This is a genomic window from Pseudomonas sp. ADAK7, assembly GCF_012935675.1.
Taxonomy (GTDB): domain Bacteria; phylum Pseudomonadota; class Gammaproteobacteria; order Pseudomonadales; family Pseudomonadaceae; genus Aquipseudomonas.
On record NZ_CP052861.1, the window covers coordinates 5984414 to 5993463 of the forward strand.

Consider the following 9050-nt stretch of genomic DNA (forward strand, 5'->3'; position numbering starts at 1 on the left):
ATGACTGGTCTGATTCTGGAAAACGTCGAGAAACACTACGGCTCGGCCTGCGCGGTAAAGGATGTAAACCTGCATTTGCCCGAGGGCAAACTGGTGTGTTTCCTCGGCCCGTCGGGCTGCGGAAAAACCACACTGCTGCGGATGATCGCCGGGCTCGAAACCCTGTCCGGCGGCGAGATTCGCCTGGACGGTGAAGACATCGGCCATACCCCGGCGCACCTGCGTAACTTCGGCATGGTCTTTCAGTCGTTGGCGCTGTTTCCGCACATGACCGTGGGGGAGAACATCGCTTACCCGCTGAAACTGCGTGGCGTGAGCAAGGCCGATCAGCAGGCGCGGGTGGTGGAGTTGCTGGAGCTGATTCAGCTGAAGGAAATGATTGATCGCCCGGTGGCGAAGCTGTCCGGCGGGCAACGTCAGCGGGTGGCGATTGCCCGGGCGATTGCTTCGCGGCCGAAAATCCTGCTGCTGGATGAGCCGTTGTCGGCACTGGACGCCAAGTTGCGTGAATCGATGCAGGTGGAAATTCGTCAACTGCAACAACGCCTGAACATCACCACGATCATGGTGACCCACGATCAGCGTGAGGCGATGACCATGGCCGATATCGTCGTGGTGTTGGGTGAGCACAAGGTGCAGCAGGTGGGCACGCCGATTGAAATCTACCGGCACCCGGCCAATGAATTTGTCGCGGACTTTATCGGCTCGGGCAACATTTTTCCGGCTACCGCGCTGGGCAACGGCAAGGTTGGATTGCCGGGCGGCGATGCCCTGGAAGTGCCGATCTGCAGCAGCATTGTGGTGGGGGAGAAGATCAAGATGCTGATTCGCCCAGAGGACCTGCAACTGTCGCAGCCCCAGGCGACGGCGGGGAATCGGTTGCTGGGCAAGGTGACGTTTGTGCGAGACATCGGTGCGACGATTGAAACGACGGTGGAGTGTTCCGGAGTGTCGTTTACCGCGTTGAGCACGCCGTGTCAGGGGTTTGGGTTGAGTATCGGGAATCCGGTTTCGGTGACGTTGCCGGCAGAAGCTTGCCGGGTACTCAGCGCCTGAGTACACCGTCAAACCTGTAGGAGCGAGGGCGGTGTTAAACGGTCAAGCGCATCCGCGCCAGATCCCGCAACGGCGGCGCCCCGAACAACCGGCTGTATTCGCGGCTGAACTGCGACGGGCTTTCATACCCGACCCGATACCCAGCCGCCGACGCTTCCAGCCCTTCGGCGAGCATCAGGCGCCGCGCTTCCTGCAGGCGCAGTTGCTTCTGATACTGCAACGGACTCATCGCCGTCATCGCCTTGAAGCGGTGATGCAGGGTCGACACGCTCAGGTTCACTTCCTTCGCCAGATCATCGATACGCAACGGTTGCTCATAGTGGCCGTTGAGCCATTTGATCGCCTGGCTGATGCGATGGCTCTGGCTGTTGGCGATGGCGATTTCATACAGGCGATGGCCCTGCTGGCTGCGCAACAGACGATAGAGAATCTCCCGTCGAATCAGCGGCGCGAGCATGGCGATGTCTTTGGGCGTGTCGATCAAACGGGTCAGACGCAGCACCGCGTCGAGCATGGCCGCATCCAGCCGTTCGACATATAACCCGCGCCCGGTGGGCCGGGTCGGCACGCCCATGGGGCCGGCGTCGGCGATCAGCGCGGTGATTTCCGCCGGGTCGATGTCCAGCCGCACGGAGAGGATCGGCTCCTCGGAGGTGACAGTCACCACGCGCCCGCTCACGGGCATCGAGACCGAGACCACCAGGTAATTGAGCGGGTCGTAATTGAACACCTCATCGGCCAACCGCACTTCCTTGCGCCCCTGGGCCATGATGCACAGCGCCGGTTGCGCCAGCACCGGGGCAAACTGATGGGTCTGGCTGTGACGCGACATGATCAACGAATCGACGGCAGTGGCGTAATTGCCATCCTCCGTGGTGTTGCGGCGGATGATCGCAGCCAGTTCCTCGCGCTGTTTCTCCATGTCGGCATCCAGCGGGGCTTCAAAGTGATCGAACGACGACATGCAGGACATCCTCGGTGAGGCGTTGTTGATGGGCAGAGCTTAAGTTTGTGCAAGGCAAAGCGGTAGACACATCCTGCCTGATGCTTGCCTGATTCTGCATTGGCTTGATGGGCGACATGGCTGTAACCCCGTCGCCGCCCTGAAACTTGCTTGAAACCCCCCGGTCATCGTCGAAGCAGGCCCGGGCCGGCTTTCAGGGCGATTAACGCATCCTCGCAGGATTGTGCAACAAGCTGGCAGGAATCGACTAACGGCAACAGCGGCACGCCGCCTAACCTTGGATCCTGTCGCAGCCCGTCCCTGGCTGCCACGCAACTCCTTGGGAGGGTTGAACATGTCTACGCAGATTCCCGTCAGTCATATGGCCTTTGTTCGTGCTCGCGCCGGGCGTTCGGCGGAACTCGGTGCACGCCTGAGCGCGTTGATCGAGCCATCCCGTTCGGCCAGTGGTTGCCTGAGCTTTGCCCTGCAACATTCGCAATGCGATCCCGACCTGTGGCTGGTGTCCGGTTTCTGGACCCATCAACAGGCGATGACCGCGTATTTCAGCACCCCCGCCATGCAGATCTTTGCCGATCTGGTGCAGGACCTGGTGGTCAACAGCCTGGATTTCCACACGTTCAAGGACGTCTCGGCGGCTCAGGCGCTCGGTCAGACCAAAGCACAGGTGCACAAACTGGTCGGTTGAGGGTTTAATGGCGGCAATCTCAACTTAGCCAGGATGCGCGACCATGGCACGCAAAGCCTTTGATCATTTTGAAGCTGTTTCCGCTGTAGTACCGGGCGAGGGTGGTTACCACGCCGCGATCGCCGTCAAAGCCATCGGTGGCACCGGTGCGCCACGCTTTCATAAAGTGCTTGAAGATCAAATCTTCAAGACGGCCAACGAAGCCGATCTGGCCGCCGCCAAAGAGCTGACCCGCCTCAAAGACGTCAAAGAAGACGCTGACCTGCTCTGGTAAGTTATTTTTTCGCCCCTGGGCGATGCATCTTGAACAATGCCTCTGGCCCCAGCTGAAAGTAATCCGCTGGCCCGCCGCCGCGCAGAATCGGTTCTGCCGCGGCGGTGTCGTACACCCCATCCTTCAACAGCCACTTGGCGATATGCACGGCGACCACTTCGCCGAGAATCAGCCAGCTCGGCACCACATCGCCGTTCGCGCGTTGCAACTGAATGATCTGCGTAACCTTGCATTCGAAGGACACCGGGCTTTCGGCGACCCGTGGCACCTGGATGATTGTCGACGGGGCGGCTGTCAGTCCGGCCAGTTCGAATTCGTTGGTGTCAGGCGCGACCATGGCACTGCTCTGGTTCATCCGCTCGGCCAGTGGCCGGGTGGCGAGGTTCCAGGCGAACTCGCCGGTCTGTTCGATGTTGTTCAGGCTGTCTTTGCGCCCGACGCTGGAAAATCCAATGATCGGCGGAATGTAGTTGAACGCGTTGAAGAAGCTGTAAGGCGCCAGGTTCAGCTGGCCGTTGGCGTCCTGCGAGGAAATCCAGCCGATGGGCCGCGGGCCGACGATGGCGTTGAACGGGTCATGGGGCAGGCCGTGGCCGTTGGCGGGTTCGTAGTAGTGGATGTCGTCGGGCATGCTTGGGGTTCCTGGGGCGATGTTCGGGATAAACGCATAGTGCAAGCGCGACCCTGTAGGAGCAAGGCTTGCCCGCGAATGCGGCGGCACATTCAACGTTGAGGTGTCAGACCGGCCGCCTTCGCGGGCAAGCCTCGCTCCTACAGGGAATGTGGAGGCTGACATTTTACCGTCTCCCAGAAACGACTAAGCCCGGCCGAAGCCGGGCTGTGATGCCGCGTTTGGGGGTTAGCTGATGGAAGCCGAGCCGGTGCGATCGTAGCCGTCAGCCGCGAAGGTGGCGGAGCCGGTTTTGTCGTAGCCGTCAGCAGCAAAAGTAGCGGAGCCGGTTTTGTCGTACCCATCTGCTGCAACAGTGGCCGAGCCGGTGCGGTCGTAACCGTCGGCAGCTACAGCGGAGCCGGTGCGGTCATAGCCATCGGCGGCGAAGGCGCCACCGGCCAGTACGGAAAGGGTCAGGGCGAGGATCAGTCGGGTTTTCATGGCGGTTACTCCGGGTTCGTTGGCGTTGTGTGCCTTGGGTATGGGTTTTATCTTACGCTCGATAAATTGATTAAAAAGCGCAAATTAATGCTAGTAACTATCGATTAAATTGATGTTAAGGCCGTGAGGCGTTCTCGCTTTCAAGGTTCGAGTGAGCACATCGCAATGCATCGATCAGACAGGGACAGGATGTGTTCCGGGCATTAACCGGTGATTAATCAATTCGCTGCCTGGGTGACAGATTTTTCATACAAACCCTTCGCCCATAAAAAAGGGCAGACCTGGTTCGGGTCTGCCCTTTATTGGTGTTGCAGCGGGACTTAGTCCGTCTCGATCCGCGAATGTTTGCGGGTGTCTTTCATGGTGATGTACACCAGCAATGACACGGCGATACACGCCGTGACATACCAGTAGTAACCGGTTTCCATGCCGATGCTCTTGAACCACAGCGCGATGTATTCGGCGGTGCCGCCGAAGATCGACACGGTCAGCGCATACGGCAGGCCAACGCCCAGAGCCCGAATCTCGGTCGGGAACAGTTCGGCTTTGACCACTGCGTTGATCGAGGTGTAGCCGCTGACGATGATCAGCGCCGCCATGATCAGGAAGAACGCGCCCCACCAGGTCTGGATGGTGTGCAGGGTGGTCAGGATCGGTACGGTGAACAGCGTGCCCAGTACACCAAAGGCGATCAGGATCGGCCGACGCCCGACCTTATCCGACAAGCCGCCGATGATCGGTTGCAGGCACATGAACAGGAACAGCGTGGCCGCCGAGATGCTGGTGGAGTCGGTGATGCTCATGCCGACGGTGTTCACCAGGTATTTCTGCATGTAGGTGGTGTAGGTGTAGAACGCCAGGGTGCCGCCCATGGTCAGGCCGACCACGGTCATCAGTTCCTTCGGATGGCGCATCAGCGTGCGCATGGCGCTTTCTTTCTTCTCTTTCTTGACCTTGTTGAACGACTCGGTCTCTTCCATGCCACGACGCAGGTAGAGCGCCACGACCGCACACAGCGCGCCGATGGCGAACGGGATGCGCCAGCCCCAGGCGTACAGCTGTTCGGTGGTCAGGGTCTGTTGCAGCACGATCAGCACCGCCAGGGCAATGAGCTGGCCGGAGATCAGGGTCACGTACTGGAAGCTGGAATAGAAACCGCGACGTTCCTTGGTCGCCATCTCGCTGAGGTACGTCGCCGAGGTGCCGTACTCGCCACCGACCGACAGGCCTTGCAGCAAACGGGCGAAGATCAGCAGGATCGGCGCGCCGATACCGATGGTTTCATAGTTGGGGCTCAGGGCGATCAGCAGCGAGCCGAAGCACATCAAATACACCGAAGCCATCAATGCCCGTTTACGACCGGCGCGGTCGGCGTAGAGGCCCATCAGCCAGCCCCCGATCGGACGCATCAGGAAGCCCACGGCGAAGATCGCGGCGGTGTTCATCAGCTGTGCGGTGGAGGAACCGGCGGGGAAGAAGGACTTGGCAAAGTACAGGGAGAACGCGGCGTAGACGTACCAGTCGTACCACTCGACCATGTTGCCGACCGAGCCGCTGAAGATCGATTTGATCCGGCTGGCGGTGGTTCTTTCTTTGGCAGGCGCAGCGGCCGACCCAAGAGGCAGGGCGTTGGAGTTATCCATTGAAGGATCCTTCGTTTAATTGTTTTTGTGGAGCGCGTGTAAACGCAGCCTGCAAGGGCTATAGCAGGAGGTGTGCCAAGGGGCGGAGGGCCGGTTTAGAGGGGGGTGGCAGGCTTTTATGAGCGGAAATCCGCTTATTGGTGGCCGGAGATAAGCGGATAACCGCCGAAAAGATCGTTCCCACGCGGAGCGTGGGAACGATCAGTTAGAGGAACATCTCGCGGGTGAGTCCATGCCGCTGCAGCTTTTCATTGAAGGTCCGGCGTGGCAGTTGCAGCTCTTCAAGCACCGCTTTCACATCGCCCTTATGCCGGGTCAACGCCGCCCGCAAACAATGAGCTTCAAACGCTTCCTGCTGCGCCGCCAGCGACTGGCCAGGATCAATCCCCACCGGCTCCGGCTCGCCCAGCCCCAACACCTGCCGCTCGGCCACGTTCGCCAGTTCCCGCACATTGCCCGGCCAGTCATGGCTCAGCAGGTGACTCAGTTGCGGGCCGCTCAAGGGTGGGAAGGTCCGGCCCAGGCGTTCGGCGGCATTCTGCGCGAAGGTTTCAAACAGCAACGGAATGTCTTCGCGCCGCTCACGCAACGGTGGCAGGCGCAACTCGGCGACGTTCAAGCGATACGCCAAATCCTCGCGAAAACGCCCGGCCCGGGCTTCGTCCAGCAGGTCGGGTTTAGTCGCGGCGATGATCCGCAAGTCCACGCGGATGCTCTGGTTCGAGCCCAATCGCTCAAGCTTCTGTTCCTGCAATACCCGCAGCAACTTGACCTGCTGCGCCAAGGGCATGCTTTCAATCTCATCGAGAAACAGCGTGCCGCCATCCGCGTATTCGAGTTTGCCGATGCGCTTGCCCGACGCGCCGGTAAACGCGCCGCTCTCGTGACCGAACAACTCGGCCTCGAACAACTGCTCGGGAATTGCCGCGCAGTTCAGCGCCACGAACGGCTTGTCGGCGCGCGGGCCGAAATCGTGCAGGCAACGGGCGACCAGTTCTTTTCCGCTGCCGGTTTCGCCACGGATCAACACGTTGACCGGCAGCGTCGCCAAATCCAGCACCTGCCGGCGCAAGGTCTGCAAGCCACGGGACACGCCCAACAGCGTCGCGTCGAGTTTGGCGCGGTTGTCGGCCTGGACGTGCAGGGCGCGGTTTTCCAGGACCAACCGGCGTTTTTCCAAGGCACGGCGCAAACTGCCGAGCAGGGTTTCCGGGCTGAACGGTTTTTCCAGAAAGTCGTAGGCGCCATCGCGCATCGCTTCGACCGCCATCGGCACATCGCCATGGCCGGTCAGCAAGATTACCGGCAGATCGGCATCCCGGCGTTGCACTTCGGCCAGTAGTTCCAGACCGGTCATGCCGGGCATGCGCACGTCGCTGAGGATCACCCCGGGGAAATGTGCCGGCAGCTGCGCCAGGCATTCATCGGCGCGGCTGAACAGCTGCACCTCGAAACCCGACAGGCTCAGCCACTGTTCGACGGCGCTGCGGATGCTGCTTTCGTCGTCGACCACCATCACCGAATTCAGCATGAGACGGGTTCCTCCAGATCGATCGGCAAGGTCACGGTGAACACCGCGCCGTTATCGTGATTGTCGGCACTCAGGCGTCCGCCGGATTCATGCACGATAGCGAACGACACCGCCAGCCCCAGGCCCAGACCATCACCCACCGGTTTCGTCGTAAAAAACGGATCGAACACGTTCGGCAGATGTTCTTCAGCAATGCCGCCGCCGTTATCGGCGACGGTCAGGCGCCACAGTTGTTCATCGGCTTCGAGGCGAATTTCCAAACGCTTGCAGGGTTTGTCCTGCACGGCGTCGAGGGCATTGCGCAACAGGTTGATCAGCACCTGCTCCAGGCGAATCGCATCGCCACGCACCCAGGCCGGGCGCGTCAGGTGCAGCACGGTGCTGACGTTTTCATCGCGCAGCCGCGCATCGAGCAACTGCAAGGATTGATCGACCACCGCCGCCAGGTCCAGCCGTTCGCGCAGGCCGCTGGGGCTTTTGCGGGCGAAGGTTTTCAGGTGACCGGTCAGCGCAGCCATGCGTGTGAGCATGTCGTCCACCGGTTTCAGCGCCTTGTAGGCGTCATCGACCCGGCCGTGATCGAGCAGCAGCCGCAGCGTCGCCAACTGCATGCGTTGTGCGGTCAGCGGCTGGTTGATTTCATGGGCCAGCGCTGCCGACATCTGCCCCAGTGCCGCGAGTTTGGCTGATTGCACCAGACCGTCCTGGGCGGTGCGCAGGTCGCGGGTGCGTTCTTCCACCAATTGTTCCAGCTCTTCGCGGCTGCGCTGACGCATCTTCGCCAGGCGCCAGCGCTGGTTGAGGAACAGCAGCAGAAACACCAGCGCCAGCCACGAACCGGCGGCAGCGAGGCCGGCATTGCGGCTGTCTTCGAAGGCGATTTGCGGGCGGCGTAACAGGTGCAGGGTCCAGCCTTCGGCGGGCAACGGCAGGGATTCCCACAGGTAATCCGCTGCGCCGTCGGGGCCATCGACCCGGGCCAGATTGCTGTTGTCGTCGAAGCGCCGCACCGACTGATACTTGAGCGGTGTCAGCGGTTGCTTGTCGTATTGGCGGGTGACTTTCAGTTCGGTGTGATCGCTGTCGCTCAGCGGTTTCAACGTGCGATAACGCCAGCCGGGCTGGTTGGCGATGAAGATGATGCCGCGGGCATCGCTGACCAGCAGGGTATCGCTGCCCTGGCGCCATTCGCGCTCAAGTTCGGGAAATTCGAGTTTCACCACCATCGCGCCGAGGAACTCGCCGTTGTCGCGGGTCACCGCACTGGACAAGAAGTAACCGGGAATGCCGCTGGTCACCCCGACCGCATAAAAGCGCCCGGTGCCCTGGGTGCGGGTCTGGCTGAAGTAAGGGCGAAAACCGTAGTTGTGGCCCACGTAACTGCTGGGCAAACGCCAATTGCTGGCGGCCACGGCCAGGCCGGTGTAGTCGAGCAATTCCAGGGTGGAGGATTGCGCGGCGCCGTTGATCTTTTCCAGTTTGCGGTTCAACAGGTCCTGCTGTTCAGGGCTCACCGGACCGTTCAAGCCCGCACGCAATTCCGGGTCCAGCGCCAGCACGGCGGGCAGGGCTCGGTAGCGGTCGATTAGCGTGTGCAGGGAGTTGGCGTACAGCGCCAGTTGCTGGCTGGCGCGGGCGGCGTCTTCTTCCAAAGCCTGGTGTTCGGCGTGGCGTATTGCCAACCCGGCAGCAAACACAGCGCCCGCGCCTATCAGCAGGGTATGGAGCAGCAGACGCAGAGGGCGGGAGGTCGCAAACATGGGAAGAGTCAGGCGCGGGG

General features: G+C 61.1%; 9 protein-coding genes. 3 read left to right on the forward strand and 6 right to left on the reverse strand.

What is annotated here, in order from left to right; genetic code table 11:
- Complete coding sequence (locus HKK53_RS27520; RefSeq protein ID WP_169373359.1) at positions 1 to 1056, forward strand: ABC transporter ATP-binding protein; 1056 nt, start codon at positions 1 to 3, stop codon at positions 1054 to 1056.
- A gap of 34 nt (positions 1057 to 1090) precedes the next feature.
- Here the strand turns inward: HKK53_RS27520 and HKK53_RS27525 are convergent, their stop codons facing one another.
- Positions 1091 to 2020, reverse strand: coding sequence for an AraC family transcriptional regulator (locus HKK53_RS27525; RefSeq protein WP_149657937.1), 930 nt, complete (start codon positions 2018 to 2020; stop codon positions 1091 to 1093).
- A gap of 334 nt (positions 2021 to 2354) precedes the next feature.
- Between HKK53_RS27525 and HKK53_RS27530 the strand changes: the two genes are divergently transcribed.
- The gene (locus HKK53_RS27530) at positions 2355 to 2708 is read left to right on the forward strand and encodes a putative quinol monooxygenase (RefSeq protein ID WP_169373360.1); all 354 of its coding nucleotides are present in this window, start codon (positions 2355 to 2357) and stop codon (positions 2706 to 2708) included.
- Between the two features lie 43 nt (positions 2709 to 2751).
- On the forward strand, positions 2752 to 2982 hold the full coding sequence (locus HKK53_RS27535; RefSeq protein WP_054045089.1) for a hypothetical protein: 231 nt from the start codon (positions 2752 to 2754) through the stop codon (positions 2980 to 2982).
- A gap of 1 nt (position 2983) precedes the next feature.
- On the opposite strand, the gene HKK53_RS27540 is transcribed toward HKK53_RS27535, so the two are convergent.
- The 5 genes from HKK53_RS27540 to HKK53_RS27560 form a co-directional block, all read right to left on the reverse strand.
- Positions 2984 to 3613 carry a flavin reductase family protein gene (locus HKK53_RS27540; protein WP_169373361.1) on the reverse strand — a complete coding sequence of 210 codons (630 nt, stop codon included), beginning with the start codon at positions 3611 to 3613 and terminating at the stop codon, positions 2984 to 2986.
- 228 nt (positions 3614 to 3841) lie between these two features.
- Entirely contained in the window at positions 3842 to 4096 is a 255-nt protein-coding gene (locus HKK53_RS27545) for a hypothetical protein (protein ID WP_169373362.1), read from the reverse strand.
- A gap of 320 nt (positions 4097 to 4416) precedes the next feature.
- The gene (locus tag HKK53_RS27550) at positions 4417 to 5739 is read right to left on the reverse strand and encodes an MFS transporter (protein ID WP_169373363.1); all 1323 of its coding nucleotides are present in this window, start codon (positions 5737 to 5739) and stop codon (positions 4417 to 4419) included.
- Positions 5740 to 5944: 205 nt separating this feature from the next.
- Positions 5945 to 7270: a sigma-54-dependent transcriptional regulator gene (locus tag HKK53_RS27555; protein WP_169373364.1), complete on the reverse strand. Its 1326-nt coding sequence runs from the start codon at positions 7268 to 7270 to the stop codon at positions 5945 to 5947.
- Complete coding sequence (locus HKK53_RS27560; RefSeq protein ID WP_169373365.1) at positions 7264 to 9030, reverse strand: sensor histidine kinase; 1767 nt, start codon at positions 9028 to 9030, stop codon at positions 7264 to 7266. Before HKK53_RS27560 ends, HKK53_RS27555 begins: the two co-directional genes overlap by 7 nt.
- Positions 9031 to 9050: the final 20 nt, after the last annotated feature.